Below are 21,299 nucleotides of genomic sequence, written 5' to 3' on the forward strand. Positions count from 1 at the left end.
TGGTCAGGCGCATCCCATCGGGAGAGTCATGGACAGATCAAGACACTGCGCAGGACTCTTGAACCGCCGATGCCAAATCCTTTACTTGAGAACAGAAATGACGACCGGCACACGGAAACGGCCGCAGCCCCCGCACAGTGGGCTGCGGCCGTTCCGGCTGACCTGTCCGTGGCAGGTCAGAGCGCGAGACCGGTGAGGACCAGTACGCGCTCGTAGGTGTAGTCCTCCATCGCGAACCGCACACCCTCGCGGCCCACGCCGGACTGCTTGGCGCCGCCGTACGGCATCTGGTCGGCGCGGTAGGACGGGACGTCGCCGATCACCACGCCACCGACCTCGAGGGCCCGGTGGGCGCGGAAGGCGACCTGCAGGTCGTGCGTGAACACACCTGCCTGGAGGCCGTACTTGGAGTCGTTGACCGCGGCGAACGCCTCGGCCTCGCCGTCCACCTTCTGCACGCTGAGGACCGGTCCGAAGACCTCCTCGCAGGCGAGGGTGGTGCCGGCCGGGAGGTCGGTGAGGACGGTCGGCGCGTAGGAGGCGCCGTCGCGCTTGCCGCCGGTGACGAGGGTGGCGCCGGCCTCGACCGCCTCCGTCACCCACGACTCGACGCGCTTGGCCGCGTCCTCGCTGACCAGCGGGCCCACGTCGGTCGTGGCGTCGCTCGGGTCACCGGTGTTCTGGGCCTCGACGGCGGCGACGATGCGCGGCAGCAGCCGGTCGTACACCGACGCGTCGGCGATCACGCGCTGCACGGAGATGCAGGACTGGCCGCCCTGGTAGTTGGAGAAGGTCGCGATGCGGGTCGCGGCCCAGTCCAGGTCGGCGTCGGAGGCGTAGTCGCCGAGGACGACGGCCGCGCCGTTGCCGCCCAGCTCCAGCGTGCAGTGCTTGCGCGGCACCGAGTCCATGATCGCGTAGCCGACCTTCTCGGAACCGGTGAAGGAGATGACCGGCAGACGCTCGTCCTGGACGAGGGCGGGCATCTTGTCGTTGGCGACCGGGAGGATCGACCACGAACCGGCGGGCAGGCCCTCGGTCTCGGCGAGGAGGTCGCCGATGATCAGGCCGGAGAGCGGGGTCGCCGGGGCCGGCTTGAGGATGATCGGGGCGCCGGCCGCGATCGCCGGGGCGATCTTGTGGGCGCACAGGTTCAGCGGGAAGTTGAACGGCGCGATGCCGAGCACGACGCCCTTCGGGAAGCGGCGGGTCAGCGCGAGGCGACCCTGGCCACCGGCGTCGGTGTCGAGCCGCTGGGCCTCGCCGCCGTTGAACCGGCGGGCCTCCTCGGCGGCGAACCGGAACACGGAGACGGCACGGCCGACTTCCCCTCGGGCCCACTTGATCGGCTTGCCGTTCTCTGCCGAGATCAGCTGGGCGATCTCCTCGGTGCGCTCGGCCAGCCGCCTGCTGACGTGGTCGAGGGCGGCGGCGCGCACGTGCGCCGGGGTGGCGGCGAACTCGTCCCGCACCGCGTGGGCCGCGGCCACGGCCTCCTCGACCTGGGCGTCGGTCGGCACGCCGACCTTGCCCACGAGCCGGCCGTCCCACGGCGAGGTGACGTCGAAGGTGTCCTCGCCGGTGACCTGGCGGCCGGCGAGCCAGAAGGCGTGGGTGGAAGTCATCTGCGAGTCCCGGCCTTTCCGTGTTGGGGGTGCTTGGCTTTCGGGCTCCACGGTAGGGCGGCGACGGCCGAGGGTCGTTTGTCCGAGCCGTAGCAGTAGGCGTGGCGGACGCTACTGTTTGGACTACTCTGCGGAGGTCGCCTTCAGGGCGAGCCACAGCTCCATCCGGACGTCGGGATCGTCCAGCGACCGGCCCAGGATCTCCTCGACCCGCCGCATCCGGTACCGCAGCGTGTGCCGGTGCACCCCCAGGTCCGCGGCCGCCGCGTCCCACTGGCCGTGCCGGGACAGCCAGGCCCGCAGCGAGGCGACCAGGTCCCCCCGCCCGGTGGCGTCGTGCTCGTGCAGCGCGCGCAGCAAGCCGTCGGCGAACGCCTTCACCGCGTCGTCGGCGAGCAACGGCAGCACGGACCCCGCGGCCAGCTGCTCGTGCTCCACCAGCACCCGCCCGCGCCGCCGGGCCACGGACAGCGCCTGCTCGGCCTGCTTGTAGGCGGCCGCGGCGGCGATCGGCCCGGCGGGCGCGGACAGCCCGACGACCAGTTCCTCCTCATCCCCCCCGGCCGCCTGCTCAGGCACCGCCCGCGCCGCCTCCAGCGCCGCCGCGAACTGTGTGCAGGCCGCCACGGCCGCGCCCCCGTCGACGGCCAGCACCACCAGCCGCTCCCCCTCGGGCACGACCAGCACGGCTTCCCCGGCACGCGCGGCGGCGGCCTCCACGCTCTCCGCGAGCCCGCCCAGCGGATCACCACCGGCGCCGGCGACGAGGGCGGCGCCCTGGGTCACCGACGTGGCGACGCGGCCGTGGGTATCCGCGTGCGCCTGGGCGGCGGCTCCGGACACGGACTCGGCGACGATCATCCGGAACGGCGCGTCCAGCAGCCCGCCGTACAGGTCCCCGGCGACGGCGCGGGCGTGGTCGGGCTCACCGGCGAGCAGCATGCGCAGCACCGCCGCGCCGACGCGCTGCTCGGCGGCGTGCAGCGAGCGGGAGCGTTCGGTGGTGAGGGTGAGCAGGGCGATGGCGGAGTGCACGGCGTAGCGCTCGGCGGTGCCGAGGGCGGCGGCCGTCCCCACGGCGAGCGCGGCGCGCGGCCGCCGCCCGGTACCGAGGGAGTGCATCTCCACCCGGTCCTCGTGATCGGGCCCGCCGACGACGGCGGACGCGGGAGCGGGCCGCTCCCGCAGCCGCTCCACCTCCGCGGTGAGCCGCGCGGCCCGCCGCCCGGCCCACTCCGGCGCGGCGGCGACGACGGCACCCGAGGCGTCGTAGAGCGCGGCCCACCCGTCGACCTGCGCGGCGAGCGCGCCGAGCAGCCCCTCGGGTCCGGCGCTGAGGGCCTGCCTGGTCAGTTCGCGCTGTGCGGCGAAGCCTGCCGTGACGGCCCGGTACTGGTCGGCGGCGATGGCGGCCGAGACGGCCTTGCTGATGGCGAGGAAGGGGGTGCGGCGGGGCACCTCGAGCAGCGGCAGCCCCTCCTGCCGCGCGGCGTCGACGAGCGCCTCGGGAATCTCCTCGTAGTTGACCCCGACGGCGAACCCGAGCCCCACGACACCGGCCCCGGCCAGCCGCTTCACATACCGCCGCATGACCTGCGGATCCTCCGCGTCCAGCTTGAGCGCGGTGATCAGCAGCAGCTCGCCGCCCTCCATGTACGGCACGGGGTCGGCCAGCTCGCTGACGTGCGCCCAGCGGACGGGCACGTCGAGACGGTCCTCGCCCGCGCGCACGGTCAGCTTGAGCGCGGAGTGGTGGACGAGCGAGGCGAGGGTGGGGGGCATGGAACCTTCAGGGTGAGGGAGATCCGCAACACGCGGACCGCATGATCCCGGCGATCTCTTGGCCGCCGCGTATGAACGACCTACCCCGATTCTGCCTCACCGTACGGTCCCCCGCGGCCCCGTCACCCCCGCAGATCCACCAACAACGGCGGCGCGTGCTCCCCCCGCACACTCGTCAACGACAACACGGCATGCCCCGCCGGCACCCCATGAGCCAACTCAGAAGCAGACCAACGCTCACGCTCCACCTGGCGGACGGTGACGGCGTCCGTGGTGACCGGCTTGCCCGTCCCGAGCTTCCGCACCGCATGAATCAGACGGGTCAGTGGCTGGTTCGCGTACACCGTGTGCTTGGCGACCTCCTTCGTCTCCACCCACTCCGTGCCCCATGCCTGAGCGAACAGGGCGCCTTCCCAGGTGGTGATCCCCGGGAAGGCCGCGTGGCACCCGACGGCCGCGATCAGCGGCTGCCTCAGATGCTCCGGCACATCACCGAGGGCCCGCAGGCTCAGGACCACACCGGCGTGGCTCTCCCGCAGCCTGCGCAGGGCACGCACGGATCCGGCGGTGATCGCGTGCGTCGCGTCGTCCAGCACGAGGCAGGCGAACAGGGACCGGTCGGGGCGCGTGGCCATGCTCGCGGCGAACTGGGCGAGCAGCAGCCGGGCCAGGAGTTGAGCGGCTTCCGGATGGGCCCGTTCCGGCAGATCGATCCTGACCCTCAGCGGGTGGTCGAGGGAGCGCAGGGTGAAGGGCCGGGCGTCGGTGGAGGTGTCGAAGAAGCCGGTGAAGACCGGACGGTCCAGACAGCCGAGCCGGTCGGCGAGCATTATCCCGGGGTCTCCGGGGACGCCGGCCTGGCGTACCCGCGCGTCCAGCTCCCGGTGCAGCGGGGAGTGCGTGTGCGGGTCGAGCATGTCCTTCAGCCGGTCCAGTGCCGAAGGCTCTCCGTCCAGCAGTTCCCGCAGTTCGGGCACGGACGGGAACCGGCCGTGGGCGGCCCGGAAGGGTCCCAGCAGCTGTGCCAGCACGGTCGCCGCACGCCGCAGGTCGACCTCGGCCCAGTCCCCGGCGAGAACGTCCGCGAGAAGTGCGGCCGCTTCGTCGGGGTCGTCCGTCCCCCCATAGAGATCGAGGTCGTGCTCCGATGTCCGGTCCCCCGGCTTGATCACGATGTCGTAGGCCTGATCGGGCCCCATGGGCGTACCGGCGGCGCACACCATGACGAGCGCCGCCTGCCCGGCGAGGGCCTGGAGTGCGAGGGACTCGGCGACGGGTCGCACCAAGCGGTCGGTCTTGCCCGAGCCGGACGGGCCGACCGCCAGGAGCGACGTGCCCAGCGTGGCCGGATCGACGGCCGCGCCCGCGGCGCGGTGGGCGGGCGGTGTGCGCTCGACGTCCGCGTACCGGCCGATGCGCACCTGTGAGGTCAGCAGGTCGTGACGGGCCGTACGGACGGGCAGGTCACGCTGTCCGGAGGGGTGCAGACAGGCTCGGGCGCCCTCGCGGAGGACAGCCGAGGAGAACGCGTCCAGCCGCGCCGGGTCGGCGACCACGGACTTCCAGGCGCGACGGATCCGTGCACAGTCGACGTCGTTCATACGTCCGCTGCGCCCCTCGTCGGCCAGCCGCTCGACCAGCGCGTTCTGACCATGGGCATGGAGTTCGGGCCAGTCCGTGCCGGTGGCCGCCGCCATCGCCTCCCGGTTGCCGTCCGACGTCCGGGCACGCTGCACGCCACGCAGCAGCCCCAGCCAGTCCCCCCACATGGCGAACGGCCACAGGACCAGCAGCGTGAGCACGACCTTCAAGATCTTGAGCCGGCTGAGAGTGCCCTCGGGGTCTCCCGGCACGAAGAGCCAGTCGGCCGGTGTCACGCTGACGGCGAGCTTGTAGTACGACAGCAGTCCGTGCCAGACGACCAGCCAGGCGCTGAGCCCCCCGAGGACGGCGGCACGCAGCGCGCGGGACGGCTGAGGGCGGTCGGTCACGTACCGCTGGATCACCTCTTTCCAGTTGCCCACGCGCGCGAAGTAGTAGAGGACGAGGGTCGCGAAGAGGCTGTCGTAGACGGCGCTCGCGGTGAGCGCCGCCCGGGGCGGGTCGAGGCTGCTCCACCAGTCGGACGGCGTGACCAGCTCCAGCAGGATCCTCTTGTGGGGCACCAGGTTGTTGGTCCACAGCGACCACACGAGCAGGGCCGCGAGCAGGGCGCCCACGGCTCCTGCCAGCAGCGCCCGGTCCGAGACCCGGCCGGCGGATTCCTGCTGCCGGGGCCGGTAGCCGAAGCGCCAGACGCCGGGGGTGGCTTCCGGGCGAGGGGTGCGCAGCCAGGTCAGGAAGGCGGAGCCGTCCGGTTTCGGCGGGACACCGGGCGGCATCGCCGGCATGGGCGGCACCCCCGCCCCCTCGAGCGGCTCAGTGGGCCGGGGTACGGGATTCGTGTGCGTGACGCGTGGGTCGCGTGTGCTGTCGCTGTCCATCACCCTTGCCCCCTGACCTGCCGTTCCGTCCGCCGTCCGCGAGCCAATCTAACGCCCCGGAAAGGGGAGTTCACCGCTTACGCGGCCGAGAGCGCCCGCCGACCGGGCGTACCGCGGCCGCGCGGCTATGTCCACGGCGGACAACCGGCGTGGCCGACAACGCCCACATGGAGCATGCCCACCCCCTGTCCCCGGCCCTAGCCTGCGAAGAAAGATAGGTAAGCGGCCGAAAACGCACCGCCCGGAATCGCCCGGCACGCCAGATCAGACCGCAGATCAGACCGCCCGGTACGCAAGATCATCAGGAGCCCTCATGACCGCACTTCCGCAGGAGCGCCGCGTCGTCACCGCCATCCCCGGACCGAAGTCCCAGGAGCTGCAGGCCCGCCGTACCGCCGCGGTCGCGCAGGGCGTGGGCTCCGTGCTGCCGGTCTTCGTCACCCGCGCCGACGGCGGCGTCATCGAGGACGTCGACGGCAACAGCCTCATCGACTTCGGTTCCGGTATCGCCGTGACCAGCGTCGGCGCCTCCGCCGAGGCCGTCGTGCGGCGCGCCTCCGCCCAGCTCGCCGACTTCACCCACACCTGTTTCATGGTCACCCCGTACGAGGGGTACGTCGCCGTCGCGGAGGCGCTCGCCGAGCTGACCCCCGGTGACCACGCCAAGAAGTCCGCGCTGTTCAACTCCGGCGCCGAGGCCGTCGAGAACGCCGTCAAGATCGCGCGTGCCTACACCAAGCGGCAGGCCGTCGTCGTGTTCGACCACGGGTACCACGGGCGTACCAACCTGACGATGGCGCTCACCGCCAAGAACATGCCGTACAAGCACGGGTTCGGGCCCTTCGCGCCCGAGGTGTACCGCGTGCCGGTCGCCTACGGCTACCGCTGGCCGACCGGGGCCGAGAACGCCGGGCCCGAGGCCGCCGCGCAGGCCATCGACCAGATGTCCAAGCAGGTCGGCGCGGACAACATCGCCGCGATCATCATCGAGCCGGTGCTCGGCGAGGGCGGCTTCATCGAGCCGGCCAAGGGGTTCCTCCCGGCGATCCGGCAGTTCGCCGCCGACAACGGGATCGTCTTCGTCGCCGATGAGATCCAGTCCGGGTTCTGCCGGACGGGCCAGTGGTTCGCCTGTGAGGACGAGGGGATCGTTCCCGACCTCATCACCACCGCCAAGGGCATCGCCGGCGGCCTTCCGCTCGCCGCCGTGACCGGCCGTGCCGAGATCATGGACGCCGCGCACGCCGGTGGCCTCGGTGGTACGTACGGCGGCAACCCCGTCGCCTGCGCGGGTGCCCTCGGCTCCATCGAGACCATGAAGGAGCTGGACCTCAACGGCAAGGCCAAGCGCATCGAGGAGATCATGAAGGGTCGCCTCACCGCCATGGCCGAGAAGTTCGACGTCATCGGTGACGTCCGTGGCCGCGGGGCCATGATCGCCATCGAGCTGGTCAAGGACCGTACGACGAAGGAGCCGAACGCGGAGGCCACCGCCGCGCTCGCCAAGGCCTGCCACGCCGAGGGCCTGCTGGTCCTGACCTGTGGCACCTACGGCAACGTGCTGCGCTTCCTGCCCCCGCTGGTCATCGGCGAGGACCTGCTGAACGAGGGCCTCGACATCATCGAGCAGGCCTTCGCGCGCATCTGAGCCACCGGTGCACGCACTGCTGACGTGACGTACGACAGGCCGTGTGAAGAACGTGTGCGAGGTGGATGTCGGGTCGCCGTTCCGCCTGCCCAAGCGCGCCTGCCTGCCGTAGGTTCTACGCAGATGAGAGATACACCCCGCCCACAGGGGACTGTGGGCGATCTCAGGCCGGGGCCTCCCCAGCTTCGACCTGGTCGTGCCCTCGCGCACACAACCGGCGCCTGACGGCTCCGGGATCTCCTCACCGATCGGACGGTCGCCGCCCCAAACCCCCCGGGGCGCGCGGCGTTCCGATCCGGTCGGCCGCCTCGGAACTACCCCCCCTGTTCCGGGGCGGCCGACCTCCTCCTTCCTCGCACAACCCCGCAGGTCTGCCAAGCTGGGCACCGTGTCGACCGTCGTCCGCCGTGCCCCGCTCCCGGCCCTCGTGGCCCTTCTGGTCCTTCCGGCCGTTGTCTTCGCGCTGCTCACCTGGCAGGTCATGGCCCACGGCCCGCTGCTGCGCCTGGACGCCCGGCTCAGCCGGGCTCTCGTCCATCCGGACGGGTTCTCCCAGGTCCTGTCCGACCTGGGCGACATCCAGGTGGCCGTCCCGGTCCTGGTGCTGGTCCTCGGCCACGTCCTGTGGCGCGGCCGGGCAGCGGGCGCGCCCCGCTGGTGGCTGCCGCCCGCCGCCGCGGCCGTCCTCATGGCGCTGGTCCCGGCGGTCGTCGTCCCGCTCAAGGACTGGACGGCACGGCCGGGGACCCCCGTGGTGCCCCCGGCCGTCGGCTACTTCCCCTCCGGACACACGGCGACCGCGGCCGTCGCCTACGGCTCCGCGGCCCTGCTCCTGCTGCCCTGGCTCCGCTCGGCCGTCGCCCGCCGGAGCGTGGCGGCCGGCTTCGCGCTGCTGGTCCTCGGGGTGTCGTACGGCCTGGTCCGCCACGGCTATCACTGGCCGCTGGACGTGGTGGCCAGCTGGTGTCTGTGCACCGTGCTGCTGACCGCCCTGTCCCTCGTGCCCGGTGCCGGCCGCCGCGTCGGCCTCACCCGAAGTACGCGTCGAAGTTCTTCTCGAACTCCCAGTTCGAGTACCGGTCCCAGTTCACCGACCACGTCATCAGACCCCGCAGGTCCGGCCAGGTCCCATGGGTCTGGTACGAGCCGCAGTCCGTCTTCTTCGTCAGGCAGTCCAGGGTCTTCGTGACCTCGGACGGCGGGACATAGCCGTTGCCCGCGTTGGTCGACGCGGGCATGCCGATCGCGACCTGGTCCGGGCGCAGCGGCGGGAAGACGTTGTTCGCGTCGCCCGCGACCGGGAAGCCGGTGAGCAGCATGTCGGTCATGGCGATGTGGAAGTCGGCGCCGCCCATGGAGTGGTACTGGTTGTCCAGGCCCATGATCGGCCCGGAGTTGTAGTCCTGGACGTGCAGCAGGGTGAGGTCGTCGCGCAGGGCGTAGATGACCGGGAGGTACGCCCCGCAGCGTGGGTCCTGGCCGCCCCACTTGCCGGTGCCGTAGTACTGGTAGCCGTTCTGCACGAAGAAGGTCTCGGGCGCCATCGTCAGCACGAACCCGGGGCCGTACTTGGCCTTCAAGGTCTTCAGCGCCGAGATGAGGTTGACGATCACTGGTGTCGTCGGGTTCTTGAAGTCCGTGTCGTTCGTGTCCAGGGACAGCGAGTGGCCCTCGAAGTCGATGTCCAGGCCGTCGAGGCCCCAGGTGTCGATGATGTCCGAGACCGAGGAGACGAAGGTGTCGCGGGCCGCGGTGGTCGTCAGCTGGACCTGGCCGTTCTGCCCGCCGATCGAGATCAGCACCTTCTTGCCGGCCGCCTGCTTGGCCTTGATCGCGGCCTTGAAGTCGGCGTCGGACTCGGCGTTCGGGCAGTCGGTGACCGGGCAGCGGTTGAAGTGGATGTCCCCGGAGGTGGGCGAGGTGGGCTCGCCGAAGGCCAGGTCGATGACGTCCCAGCTGCCGGGGACGTCGGCGAGGCGGGTGTAGCCGGAGCCGTTGGCGAAGCTCGAGTGGAGATAGCCGATCAGGGCGTGGCCCGGCAGACCGGTGGGGCCCCCGCCGCTGCCCGCGCCGGTCGTCGCGGTCACCGCCGCCGACTTCGCGGACTCCCCCGCGTCATTGCTCGCGGTGACCTGGAAGCTGTACGCCGTCGAGGCAGTAAGGCCGGTGACAGTGGCCGAAGTGCCGCTCACCGTCTGGGACTTCACCCCGTCGCGATAGACCGTGTAGCTGGTGGCTCCGGTGACGGCCGACCAGGACAGGGCCACGGAGGAGGAGGTGACGGATCCGGCCGCGAGGCCCGTGGGCGCAGCGGGCGGCTGTCCGGTGCCGGTGCCCGTGCCGCCCGGGCCCACGAGGGAGAGGTCGTCGGCGTCGTAGGCGCCGGTGCCGTACCAGCCGTGGGTGTAGACGGTCACCTTCGTGGTGGTGGCGCCGGTGGTGAAGGTGGTGCTCAGCTTCTGCCAGTCGGAGGCGGACGGGGTCCAGGTGGAGACGTCGGTGGTGCCGGTGCCGCTCGCGCCGAGGTAGACGTAGGAGCCGCGGACGTATCCGGACAGCGTGTACGTCGAGCCGGGCTGGACGCCGACCGTCTGCGTGCACTGGCCGTCGTCACTGCCGGCCGGGGTCGCCTGCAGTGCCGAACTCCCGCTGTGCACGGGCGAGTTCACTGCCGTGCCGGCCGTACAGGTCCAGCCGTCGAGGCCGGACTCGAACCCGCCGTTCGTCAGGACGTCAGCGTCGGCCGCACGGGCGGCCGACGAGAGCGCGGTGACGCCGGGCACGGCCAGCAGTGCGGCCGTGAGCAGCGCGAGGAGGGATCCGGGAGGTCTGGCGCGGTCCACAAGGGCCTCCGGTGCCGGGGGAGTTGGCGGGACGGAGCGGCCGCTCCGGGGTGGCACTCAACTTGGTCCAGACCAATCCCGTTGTCAAGGTGTCCGGCCCCGGGGCTAACCGTCGCCACCCCGGCCCGGACCCCCGCTCCTGCCCCGGGCCGGCCCCGCCGCCGCCTCGTGCATCGCCAGTTCCAGCAGCGCGGCATCGGTCAGCGTGCCCGAACCGTCCGGCGGCACCAGCCAGCGCACCCCCCGGGCCGCCCGGCCCGGGTACGGCACGACGATCCAGGTACCGGTCCCGGCGGTGCGGATGCCGGTGCCGACCCAGCGGGCCGCGGTGCCCGGCGGCACGAAGAACCCGACCCGCTCGTCGCCGAAGCCGGCGAGCACCGGGCCGGGCCGGTCGAGGATGCGGAGGAGTACGTCCAGGGTCGGACAGCCGAGGTCACCGGGCAGGATCAGTACGTCCCAGGCCTTGCCGGCGGGCAGCAGCGCGACCCCGAGGGGGTTGCGCCCCCATTCCCGGCGGCAGGCCTCGGGGTCCGGTGCGACGGATGCCAGCCATTCGACGGCCGTCTTCGCCCCAGTCATCACAAGGCCTCCCTCTCTCCTGTCGACGCGGTCGCGTCAGCAGGAGAGAGGGAGGCGTTCCGGGGGCATTACGCGGGTTCCGCACACCCTTCGAAGTGAGCTGGGTCACATTTCGATGATGCTGCGGAATCTCGCGCCGCGACGCCGCCGTGAAGCGGGCGCAGCGGCCTCAGCTGTCGAAGCCCAGCCCCAGCCGGTCCATCGTGCGCAGCCACAGATTGCGGCGGCCGCCGTGCGCGTCCGCGCGGGCCAGGGACCACTTGGTGAGGGCGATTCCGGTCCAGGCGAACGGCTCCGGCGGGAACGGCAGCGGCTTCTTGCGGACCATCTCCAGCTCCGTCCGCTCGGTGCGCTCCCCGCCCAGCAGGTCCAGCATCACGTCCGCGCCGAACCGGGTCGCGCCCACGCCGAGGCCGGTGTATCCCGCCGCGTACGCCACCTTGCCCTGGTGCGCGGTGCCGAAGAACGCCGAGAAGCGCGAGCAGGTGTCGATCGCGCCGCCCCAGGCGTGCGAGAAGCGGACACCCTCCAGCTGCGGGAAGCAGGTGAAGAAGTGACCCGCGAGCTTGGCGTACGTCTCCGGGCGGTCGTCGTACTCGGCGCGCACCCGCCCGCCGTAGTGGTGGATCGCGTCGTAGCCGCCCCACAGGATGCGGTTGTCGGCGGACAGCCGAAAGTAGTGGAACTGGTTGGCGCTGTCCCCCAGTCCCTGTCTGTTCTTCCAGCCGATCGAGGCCAGTTGGCCGGCGTCGAGCGGCTCGGTCATCAGCGCGTAGTCGTAGACGGGGACGGTGTAGGAGCGCACGCGGCGCAGCAGGCTCGGGAAGATGTTCGTGGCGAGCGCGACCTGGCGGGCGCGGACCGCGCCGTACGGGGTGCGTACGGCCATCCCGGCGCCGTACTGCTTCAGGGTCAGGGCGGGCGTGTGCTCGTGGATCCGCACGCCGAGCCTGATGCAGGCCTTCTTCAGGCCCCAGGCCAGCTTCGCCGGGTGCAGCATGGCCACGCCCCGGCGGTCCCACAGGCCCGCCTCGAAGGTCGGCGAGTTCACCTGCTCGCGCACGGCGTCCGCGTCCAGGAACTCGACGCCGTCCGCGAGGCCCTTCTCCTGCAGTTCCCGGTGCCAGTCCTTCAACTCCCAGGCCTGGTAGGTCTCGGTGGCGACGTCGATCTCGCCGGTGCGCTCGAAGTCGCAGTCGATGCCGTGCCGGGCGAGCGAGGCCTCGATCTCGTCGAGGTTGCGCCGGCCCAGTTCCTCCAGTTTCCCGATCTCGCCGGGCCAGCGGGTCAGGCCGTTGGGCAGTCCGTGGGTGAGGGAGGCGGCGCAGAAGCCGCCGTTGCGGCCGGAGGCGGCCCAGCCCACCTCGCGGCCTTCCAGGAGCACCACATCGCGCTGCGGATCGCGCTCCTTGGCGTTGAGCGCGGTCCACAGCCCGCTGTAGCCACCGCCGACGACCAGCAGATCGCAGGTGTCGGTGCCGGTCAGGGCCGGCTCGGCATGCGGCTTTCCAGGGTCTTCCAGCCAGTACGGGACCGGCTGGGCTTCGGAGAGAGAGGCGATCCAGTTGTCTTTGCCACGGCTCATGGCGCTCGGGGCCATGATTTCAACTCCCTACGAGGGCATTCCCGAAAAGGCTTATGCCTTCTGCTTGTTGTTACGGCGATTGCTGATGAGCATCGAGGCCAGTGTGATGAGGACCGCGACGAGGAACATGGCCGTACCGATCACATTGATCTGGACGGGAGTTCCGCGCTGCGCCGAACCCCAGACGAACATGGGGAAGGTGACCGTCGAGCCGGCGTTGAAGTTGGTGATGATGAAATCGTCGAAGGACAGCGCGAACGACAACAGCGCGCCCGCGGCGATCCCGGGTGCCGCGATCGGCAGGGTGACCCGCGCGAAGGTCTGCACCGGGCCGGCGTACAGGTCCCGGGCGGCCTCCTCCAGACGCGGGTCCATCGACATCACACGGGCCTTGACCGCGGTGACGACGAAGCTCAGGCAGAACATGATGTGCGCGATGAGGATCGTGTAGAAGCCCAGCTGGGCGCCCATGTTGAGGAACAGGGTGAGCAGCGAGGCGGCCATGACGACCTCGGGCATCGCCATCGGCAGGAAGATCAGCGAGTTGACGGCGCCGCGGGCGCGGAAGCGGTAGCGGACCAGCGCGAAGGCGATCATCGTGCCGAGGATCGTGGCGCCGGTCGTCGCCCACACCGCGATCTGGAGGCTGATGGAGAGCGAACCGCACATGTCGGCGACACCGCACGGCTGCTTCCAGGCGTCCAGCGAGAACTGCTGCCACTCGTAGTTGAAGCGCCCCTTCGGCTTGTTGAAGGAGAACACCGTCACGATGACGTTCGGCAGCAGGAGATAGGCGAGCGTCAGGAGCCCGAAGAGAACGACGAGATGGCGCTTGAGCCAGTTGACGAGGGGCATTTAGACCAGATCCTCCGTCCCGGCCCGGCGGATGTAGATCGTGACCATGGCCAGGATGGCGGCCATGAGGATGAAGGACAGGGCCGCGGCCGTCGGATAGTCCAGAATCCGCAGGAACTGCGTCTGGATGACGTTGCCGATCATGCGGGTGTCGGTGGAACCGAGCAGTTCGGAGTTGACGTAGTCACCGGCCGCCGGGATGAAGGTCAGCAGCGTGCCGGAGACGACGCCCGGCATCGACAGCGGGAAGGTCACCTTGCGGAAGGTGGTCCACGGCTTGGCGTACAGGTCACCGGCCGCCTCGTGCAGCCGCCCGTCGATCCGCTCCAGCGAGGTGTACAGCGGCAGGATCATGAACGGCAGGAAGTTGTACGTCAGTCCGCACACCACCGCCAGTGGTGTGGCGAGGACGCGGTCGCCGGCCGTCCAGCCGAGCCAGTTGGTGAGGTCCAGGACGTGCAGCGAGTTCAGGGTGTGCACGACGGGGCCGTTGTCGGCGAGGATGGTCTTCCAGGCCAGGGTGCGGATCAGGAAGCTGGTGAAGAACGGCGCGATCACCAGGATCATGATCAGGTTCCGCCAGCGGCCCGCGCGAAAGGCGATCAGGTAGGCCAGCGGGTAGCCGAGCAGCAGGCACAGCACGGTGGCGGCGGCCGCGTAGAAGACGGAGCGCAGGAACTGGGGCCAGTACTCGCTCAGCGCGTCCCAGTAGGTCGCGAAGTGCCAGGTGACCTTGTAGCCCTCCTCCAGGGAGCCCTGCTGCACGGAGGTGGAGGCCTGGTAGATCATCGGCAGTGCGAAGAAGACGATCAGCCACAGGATGCCGGGCAGCAGCAGCGAGTACGGCGTGAACCGGCCCCGCTTGCGCGGGGGCTTCTTCTCCGGCGCGGTGGGCGCGAGGGGCGGGGGCGCCTCGGTGAGCGTCGACATCAGGCGGCCGCCTCTTCCTCGGTGCCCGCGTCGATGTCCTGGGCCGCGTCCAGGCCGAAGGTGTGGGCCGGACTCCAGTGCAGGACCACGTCGGCGCCGGGCACCAGCCGGCCGTCGCGCTCGACGTTCTGGACGTACACCGCGAGTTCGGGGCAGACCGGGCTGTCGATCACGTACTGCGTGGAGACCCCGATGAAGCTCGCGTCGGCGATCTTGCCCGTGAGGCGGTTGCGGCCCTCGGGTATCTCGCCCGCGTCGTCGGCGTGGGTGAGGGAGATCTTCTCCGGGCGGATGCCGACCAGCACCTTGCCGCCGGCGCTCGTGGGCGCCGAACATCGCGCCTTGGGCAGCACCAGCTTGCCGCCGCCGGCCTTGAGGACGATGTCGTCACCGCTGTCCGTGTCGACCTCGGCCTCGATGAGGTTGGAGGTGCCGAGGAAGTTCGCGACGAAGGTGGTGTTCGGGTTCTCGTACAGGTCGGTGGGCGAGCCGAGCTGCTCGACACGGCCCGCGTTCATCACGGCGACCGTGTCGGCCATGGTCATGGCCTCCTCCTGGTCGTGCGTGACGTGCACGAAGGTGATGCCGACCTCGGTCTGGATGCGCTTGAGCTCCAGCTGCATCTGGCGGCGCAGCTTGAGGTCGAGGGCGCCGAGCGGCTCGTCGAGGAGGAGCACCTTGGGGTGGTTGATGAGGGCGCGGGCGACGGCGACGCGCTGCTGCTGGCCGCCGGAGAGCTGGTGCGGCTTCTTGCGCGCCTGCTCGCCGAGCTGGACGAGGTCGAGCATGTCCTCGACCTGCTTCTTCACGCTCTTGATGCCGCGCCGGCGCAGGCCGAAGGCGACGTTCTCGAAGATGTCGAGGTGCGGGAAGAGGGCGTAGGACTGGAAGACCGTGTTCACCGGCCGCTTGTACGGCGGCAGGTGGGTCACCTCCTGGTCGCCGAGGTGGACCGCGCCCGTCGTGGGCTCCTCCAGGCCCGCGATCATGCGCAGGGTGGTGGTCTTGCCGCAGCCGGAGGCGCCGAGCAGGGCGAAGAAGGAGCCCTGGGGCACGGTCAGGTCCAGCGGCTGTACCGCGGTGAAGCCGTTGTCGTACGTCTTGCTGATACCGGAGAGGCGGACGTCGCCGCTGTTGTCTGGTGTCGTCATCGTCGTCGTCACGCCCCTGTGAGCTTCGAGAACTTCTGCTGGTAGGCCGTCTCTTCCTTCTGCGTCAGCGCGCGGAAGGCATGGGACTTCGCCTGCATGGCCTTGTCGGGAATGATCAGCGGATTCTTCGCCGCCGAAGCGTCGATTTTCGCAAGGTAGGGCTGCACTCCGGCGACGGGGCTCACGTAGTTGATGTAGGCGGCCAGCTCGGCGGCGGGCTCGGGCTGGTAGTAGTAGTCGATGAGCCGCTCGGCGTTCGTCTTGTGGCGCGCCCTGTTGGGGATGAGCAGGTTGTCCGTCGACGTCATGTAGCCGCTGTCGGGGATGACGTAGCCGACGTCCGGGCTGTCCGCCTGGAGCTGGACGATGTCGCCGCCCCAGGCCACACAGGCCGCGAAGTCGCCCTTGCTGAGGTCCGAGGTGTAGTCGTTGCCGGTGAAGCGGCGGATCTGGCCCTTGTCGACGGCCTTCTGGAGGCGGGCGATGACGGCGTCGAAGTCGTCGTCGGTGAACTTCGCCGGGTCCTTGCCCATGTCGAGCATGGTCATGCCGATGCTGTCGCGCATCTCGGTCAGGAAGCCGACGCGGCCCTTGAGCCTGGGGTTGTCGAGGAGGTCCGAGACCGACTTCACCTCGATGCCGTCCAGAGCCTTCTTGTTGAACGCGATGATGGTCGACACGCCCTGCCAGGGGTACGAGTACGCGCGGCCCGGGTCCCAGTCGGGGGCGCGGAACTGGTCCGAAAGGTTGGCGAAGGCGTGCGGCAGGTTGGACGGGTCCAGCTTCTGGACGTAGCCGAGCCGGATCATGCGGGCAGCCAGCCAGTCGGTGAGCACGACGAGGTCGCGGCCGGTGTCCTGGCCGGCGGCGAGCTGCGGCTGGATCTTGCCGAAGAACTCGTCGTTGTCGTTGATGTCCTCGGTGTACTTGACCTGGATGCCGGTCCGCTTGGTGAACGCGTCGAGCGTGGGGTGACTCTTGCCCTTTGCGTCCACGTCGATGTACTCGGGCCAGTTGGAGAAATTGACGATCTTCTCCGTGGCCGAGTGGTCGTCGGCGGAGACCCCGCCCTCGTTCTTGGTCGCCGCGGGGATCCCGCAGGCGCTCAGCGCCCCGAGTCCGCCGACCGCGAGCGCGCCGCCCGCCGAGGCGCGCAGCAGCGACCGGCGGGTCATCGCGGCCCGGCCGTGACGGAGACTGCGCCGTACGGCGGCGAATTCGACCGGCGTCAGACGGCCGGGCTCGTACTGCTCCATGCGCGTGGTGCCCTTTCGGGAGGGGTGGGCCTGGTCCGGGCCCGGTCGGCTAGCGGTCCCCGAAGACGGTGCGGTGCCAGTCCTTCGCGGCCACCGCGGTGTTGTCGAACATTACGTGCTTGACCTGCGTGTATTCCTCGAAGGAGTACGCCGACATGTCCTTGCCGAAGCCGGAGGCCTTGTATCCGCCGTGCGGCATCTCGCTGATGATCGGGATGTGGTCGTTGATCCACACACAGCCCGCCTTGATCTCGCGGGTGGCTCGGTTCGCGCGGTAGACATTGCCGGTCCACGCGGAGGCGGCGAGGCCGTACGGGGTGTCGTTGGCCAGCCGGATCCCCTCGTCGTCCCGGTCGAACGGCAGGACGACGAGGACCGGCCCGAAGATCTCGGACTGGACGATCTCGCTGTCCTGGGCCGCGTCGGCGATCAGCGTCGGCCGGTAGTAGGCGCCGTTCTCCAGCTCCCCCTCCGGGGCCTCGCCGCCGGTCACCACGCGCGCGTAGGCACGCGCACGGTCCACGAAGGCGGCGACCCGGTCGCGCTGGACGTGCGAGATGAGCGGCCCGAGGTCGGTGCCGGGGGCGAAGGGGTCCCCCAGCCGCACGGTCTCCATCAGGGCGGCTGTCCGCTCCACGAACGCCTCGTACAGCGGTCGCTGCACGTACGCGCGCGTGGCGGCCGTGCAGTCCTGGCCGGTGTTGATGAGCGATCCGGCGACGGCGCCGTGGACGGCGGCCTCCAGATCGGCGTCATCGAAGACGACGAAGGGGGCCTTGCCGCCCAGCTCCAGGTGCAGCCGCTTGACGGTGGCGGTGGCGATCTCGGCGACGCGCCTGCCGACGGCCGTGGACCCGGTGAACGAGGTCATGGCGACGTCGGGGTGGCCGACCAGGTGCTCGCCCGCCTCCTTCCCGGTCCCGGTGACGATGTTGATCACGCCGTCGGGGATACCGGCGTCCGTCGCCGCCTGCGCGAAGAGCAGCGAGGTCAGCGGAGTCAGCTCGGCGGGCTTCAGCACGATCGTGTTGCCCGCGGCGATCGCCGGGAGGATCTTCCACGCGGCCATCTGCAGGGGGTAGTTCCAGGGCGCGATGGACCCGACGACACCGATGGGTTCCCGGCGGACGTAGGAGGTGTGGTCGCCGGAGTACTCACCGGCGGACTGCCCCTGCAGGTGCCGGGCGGCGCCCGCGAAGAACGCGGTGTTGTCGATGGTGCCCGGCACGTCGAACTCACGGGTGAGCTTCAGCGGCTTTCCGCACTGCAGGGACTCCGCACGGGCGAACTCCTCGGCACGGTCGGCGAGTACGGCGGCGAACCGGTGCAGGGCGTCCGAGCGCTCGCCGGGGGTGGCCGAGGACCAGCCCGGGAACGCCGCGCGCGCGGCGGCCACGGCCGCGTCCACGTCGTCGGTGCCGGCCAGCTCGTAGGTGCACACCTCCTCACCGGTGGCGGGGTCGACCACGGCGTGGGTACGGCCCGAGGTGCCCTTCGCCGGCCGGCCCGCGATGAACTGCGCGCCCTCGGCGAATCGGTCCTCGGCGGGGAATCGTTCCGGGGTGGCGGTGCCCGGGTTGTGCATGTCGCTCTCCTCCGCCGTGTGCCCCGTCCCGGGGGGTGGGTGGCGTAGCTCCAGCTCGATTTGAGTGCCGATCCTGACAGAGCAAGTGGACTCCAACAAGTGATTCCGTTGTTGCCTTTTGGTTACGCGACGGAATCTGTCGACCAGGTGTCGAGTCGGGGCGGAAAAGGACGGACGGAGTGTCAGTGGTGCGTGCCAGACTCGCGTGCATGGGGAAGATCGACGGGGTGGAAGCCCTGATCAGCGAGGTCCGGGCCGGGGCGCACATCGAGTACCTCCACTTCTGGGGGCACCGCCCGAGGAAGGACGGGAGCATCGGCTCAAGCTGCCTGAGCCAGTGGTGGCCCTCGGCGTTCGTGGTCGACGGTGTCGAGTACGCGACGGCCGAGCACTGGATGATGGCGGGCAAGGCGCGGCTCTTCGAGGACGCCGAGGCCGAGCGCAGGATCCTGGCCGCCGGGCATCCCGCTCAGGCGAAGAAGGCGGGGCGGCTGGTCCGGGGCTTCGACGAGGCGATATGGGAGCGCGAGCGGTTCCGGATCGTGGTCGAGGGCAGCGTGCACAAGTTCGCGGCCGACGACGCGCTCCGCGCATTCCTGCTGGGCACCGGTGAGCGTGTGCTGGTGGAGGCGAGCCCGGTGGACCGGGTGTGGGGAATCGGGCTCGCTGCGACGGACGAGGCCGCGCTGGATCCGGAGCGGTGGAGGGGGCCGAACCTGCTGGGCTTCGCGTTCATGGAGGCGCGGGAGCAGCTGGCCTGACTAGTGCCCCGGCAGGCAACGTTTGCCCGTCAAGGAGCGGCGTCCGGTGCGTGCTCTCGGTGTGCCGGCCGGAAGCCCTCGTGCTGGACGTACTTGGGCTTCCGGGCGGTGCGGCGAGAGGGCGTGCCGGGCGTCGCGACGGGGCGAACGTTGCCTGTTGGGGCACTAGGTCCTGGCGTTCGGGACGGTCACGTGTCGGCCGCGATGAAGTAGGCGACCAGGCCCAGCGCCAGCACCACGCCCGCCGCGCCGCAGATGAGCCCCGCCAGGGCCGTCCCGGGGTTGGTCGCCTCTCCCCGCTTCGCCTTCCCCCGGCCGATCGCGCCGAAGACGATCGCGAGGATGCCCAGCACCAGGGCCACCGGCCACAGCACGAAGCCGACCGTCGCCAGGATGCCGCACACCAGGGCGGCCGTCCCCATGCCGTTGCTCGGCAGCACCTGCATGCCCGGCCAGCCGTAGCCGTCCGCGGCCGGGTAGGGAGCGGGGTACGGCTGCTGGGGCCCGCCGCCCGGCCAGCCGTAGACCGCCGTCGTGCCCGGGTAGCCGTACGGCACCTGACCGGGACCGTCGGGGGCGATCGGCGGCGGGGGGACGGGCTCCGGCCCCGGGTGCTGCCCGACGGGCGGGGCGTACGGGTGCGCGGGCGCGGCCGGCGGGGCGTACGGGTTCGGGGGCGGGGTGGGCGCCGGGGCGGCGAAGGGGGCCGCCGGGGGTGCGAACGGGGTGGCGGGAGACGGGCCGCCGGTCGTCGGCGGGGCCCAGGCCGAGGGGACGGCGCCGGCGGGCAGCGAGGCCGGCCCCTGCTGACCGTGGACGGCGCCGGGGCCGGGACCCTGCCCGGGAACCGAGTCCTGCGGGGACGCCGGCGGGACGTCCGCGGTCTTGCCGAGCGACACCCGGGGTGCGGCGGGCCGGTCACCGCCAGGGCGCTGCTCCGGTGGCGTGGACTGCGGCACCTCGTCGGACATCGTCAAGGACCCCTCTGCTGGACGTGCTGTCATGCTACGGGCAGCGCCGGAGCGGACCGGCCGGGGCCTACGATGATCCTGCGCAACCGATCAGCCGATCACCCCGCCCGCAGCACGGACCCGGTCCCGCGGGCGCCGTCCCGGGGAGGACCCCTTGACCGACCACAGCTCCGCACTCGCCTCCGCGGCGGCCGACCGCGATCTGCGGACCTTCATCGCCGGCCTCCCCAAGGCCGAACTGCACGTCCACCACGTCGGCTCGGCCTCCCCCCGCATCGTCTCCGAACTGGCCGCCCGCCACCGCGACTCCAGGGTCCCGGCCGACCCCGAGGCGCTCGCCGAGTACTTCACCTTCACCGACTTCGCGCACTTCATCGAGGTGTACCTGTCGGTGGTCGACCTGATCCGCACCCCCGAGGACGTCCGGCTGCTGACCTACGAGGTGGCACGGGACCTGGCCCGGCAGCAGGTGCGGTACGCCGAGCTGACCCTCACCCCGTTCTCCTCCACCCGGCGCGGCATCGACGCGCGGGCCTTCATGGCGGCCATCGAGGACGCCCGCAAGGCGGCCGAGGCCGAGTTCGGGACCGTGCTGCGCTGGTGCTTCGACATTCCGGGCGAGGCCGGTCTCGAGTCCGCCGAGGAGACCGCGCAGCTCGCCACCGACGACCGGTTCCGGCCGGAGGGCCTGGTGTCGTTCGGGCTCGGCGGGCCCGAGATCGGCGTGCCCCGGCCGCAGTTCAAGCCGTACTTCGACCGCGCCATCGCCGCCGGTCTGCACTCCGTGCCGCACGCCGGGGAGACCACCGGCCCCGAGACGGTGTGGGACTCGCTGGTCGAGCTGCGCGCCGAGCGGATCGGGCACGGCACCAGCTCCGCGCTCGACCCGAAGCTGCTCGCCCACCTCGCCGAGCACCGCATCCCGCTGGAGGTCTGCCCGACCTCCAACATCGCCACCCGCGCGGTGCGCTCCCTGGACGAGCACCCGGTCAGGGCGTTCGCCGAGGCCGGGGTGCTGGTCACGATCAACTCCGACGACCCGCCGATGTTCGGCACCGACCTCAACAACGAGTACGCGGTCGCGGCCCGGCTCCTGGAGCTGGACGAGCGCGGCATCGCCGACCTCGCCAAGAACGCCGTCGAGGCGTCCTTCCTGGACCCGGCGGGCAAGGCGCGGATCGCGGCGGAGATCGACACGTACACCACCACCTGGCTCGCCCGCTGACCGTGCGGCCCCGCCAC

At 71.1% G+C, this 21,299-nt stretch carries 14 protein-coding genes and 2 pseudogenes; 4 read left to right on the forward strand and 12 right to left on the reverse strand.

The features are described from left to right. Positions 1 to 176: 176 nt before the first annotated feature. The 3 genes from A6P39_RS13675 to A6P39_RS13685 all read right to left on the reverse strand — a co-directional run bounded on the left by A6P39_RS13675 (position 177) and on the right by A6P39_RS13685 (position 5,797). A complete protein-coding gene (locus A6P39_RS13675) occupies positions 177 to 1,625 on the reverse strand; it encodes an aldehyde dehydrogenase family protein (RefSeq protein ID WP_067041423.1) in 1,449 nt (482 codons plus the stop codon). 123 nt (positions 1,626 to 1,748) lie between these two features. Next, a complete protein-coding gene (locus A6P39_RS13680) occupies positions 1,749 to 3,407 on the reverse strand; it encodes a PucR family transcriptional regulator (RefSeq protein WP_067041420.1) in 1,659 nt (552 codons plus the stop codon). Between the two features lie 122 nt (positions 3,408 to 3,529). Next, positions 3,530 to 5,797, reverse strand: a complete 2,268-nt coding sequence (locus tag A6P39_RS13685; protein ID WP_234378774.1) for an ATP/GTP-binding protein — start codon at positions 5,795 to 5,797, stop codon at positions 3,530 to 3,532. A 406-nt stretch (positions 5,798 to 6,203) separates the two neighbouring features. Between A6P39_RS13685 and gabT the strand changes: the two genes are divergently transcribed. Together gabT and A6P39_RS13695 are read left to right on the forward strand one after the other, a co-directional pair. Then, positions 6,204 to 7,538 (forward strand): 4-aminobutyrate--2-oxoglutarate transaminase, encoded by a 1,335-nt coding sequence (gene gabT, locus A6P39_RS13690; RefSeq protein WP_067041414.1) that lies wholly within the window; start codon positions 6,204 to 6,206, stop codon positions 7,536 to 7,538. A gap of 688 nt (positions 7,539 to 8,226) precedes the next feature. Then, positions 8,227 to 8,481 (forward strand): annotated as a pseudogene (locus A6P39_RS13695) (phosphatase PAP2 family protein); the annotation flags it as partial. 85 nt (positions 8,482 to 8,566) lie between these two features. Here the strand turns inward: A6P39_RS13695 and A6P39_RS13700 are convergent. The 8 genes from A6P39_RS13700 to A6P39_RS13735 form a co-directional block, all read right to left on the reverse strand. After that, complete coding sequence (locus tag A6P39_RS13700) at positions 8,567 to 10,381, reverse strand: chitinase (RefSeq protein ID WP_067041408.1); 1,815 nt, start codon at positions 10,379 to 10,381, stop codon at positions 8,567 to 8,569. A gap of 105 nt (positions 10,382 to 10,486) precedes the next feature. After that, positions 10,487 to 10,963, reverse strand: coding sequence for a hypothetical protein (locus tag A6P39_RS13705; RefSeq protein ID WP_067041405.1), 477 nt, complete (start codon positions 10,961 to 10,963; stop codon positions 10,487 to 10,489). A gap of 169 nt (positions 10,964 to 11,132) precedes the next feature. Next, positions 11,133 to 12,563, reverse strand: a complete 1,431-nt coding sequence (locus tag A6P39_RS13710; RefSeq protein ID WP_067041402.1) for an NAD(P)/FAD-dependent oxidoreductase — start codon at positions 12,561 to 12,563, stop codon at positions 11,133 to 11,135. A 36-nt stretch (positions 12,564 to 12,599) separates the two neighbouring features. Next, the gene (locus tag A6P39_RS13715; RefSeq protein ID WP_067041399.1) at positions 12,600 to 13,403 is read right to left on the reverse strand and encodes an ABC transporter permease; all 804 of its coding nucleotides are present in this window, start codon (positions 13,401 to 13,403) and stop codon (positions 12,600 to 12,602) included. After that, positions 13,404 to 14,333: an ABC transporter permease gene (locus A6P39_RS13720; RefSeq protein WP_067041396.1), complete on the reverse strand. Its 930-nt coding sequence runs from the start codon at positions 14,331 to 14,333 to the stop codon at positions 13,404 to 13,406. Further along, positions 14,333 to 15,484: an ABC transporter ATP-binding protein gene (locus A6P39_RS13725; protein WP_067041393.1), complete on the reverse strand. Its 1,152-nt coding sequence runs from the start codon at positions 15,482 to 15,484 to the stop codon at positions 14,333 to 14,335. Before A6P39_RS13725 ends, A6P39_RS13720 begins: the two co-directional genes overlap by 1 nt. A gap of 8 nt (positions 15,485 to 15,492) precedes the next feature. Continuing rightward, complete coding sequence (locus A6P39_RS13730; RefSeq protein ID WP_067041390.1) at positions 15,493 to 16,740, reverse strand: ABC transporter substrate-binding protein; 1,248 nt, start codon at positions 16,738 to 16,740, stop codon at positions 15,493 to 15,495. Positions 16,741 to 16,789: 49 nt separating this feature from the next. After that, positions 16,790 to 18,325: a gamma-aminobutyraldehyde dehydrogenase gene (locus A6P39_RS13735; RefSeq protein ID WP_067041387.1), complete on the reverse strand. Its 1,536-nt coding sequence runs from the start codon at positions 18,323 to 18,325 to the stop codon at positions 16,790 to 16,792. A 209-nt stretch (positions 18,326 to 18,534) separates the two neighbouring features. On the opposite strand from A6P39_RS13735, the gene A6P39_RS13740 reads away from it, so the two are divergent. Then, positions 18,535 to 19,086, forward strand: a complete 552-nt coding sequence (locus tag A6P39_RS13740; protein WP_067041384.1) for an NADAR family protein — start codon at positions 18,535 to 18,537, stop codon at positions 19,084 to 19,086. 188 nt (positions 19,087 to 19,274) lie between these two features. Here A6P39_RS13740 and A6P39_RS13745 read toward each other — a convergent pair whose 3' ends face one another. Next, positions 19,275 to 20,057 (reverse strand): DUF4190 domain-containing protein, encoded by a 783-nt coding sequence (locus A6P39_RS13745; protein ID WP_107304268.1) that lies wholly within the window; start codon positions 20,055 to 20,057, stop codon positions 19,275 to 19,277. A 26-nt stretch (positions 20,058 to 20,083) separates the two neighbouring features. On the opposite strand from A6P39_RS13745, the pseudogene A6P39_RS13750 reads away from it, so the two are divergent. Further along, positions 20,084 to 21,282, forward strand: a pseudogene (locus tag A6P39_RS13750) (adenosine deaminase). The last annotated feature ends 17 nt before the right edge of the window (positions 21,283 to 21,299 follow it).

Source organism: Streptomyces sp. FXJ1.172 (assembly GCF_001636945.3).
In the GTDB taxonomy this organism is placed as follows: Bacteria; Actinomycetota; Actinomycetes; order Streptomycetales; family Streptomycetaceae; genus Streptomyces.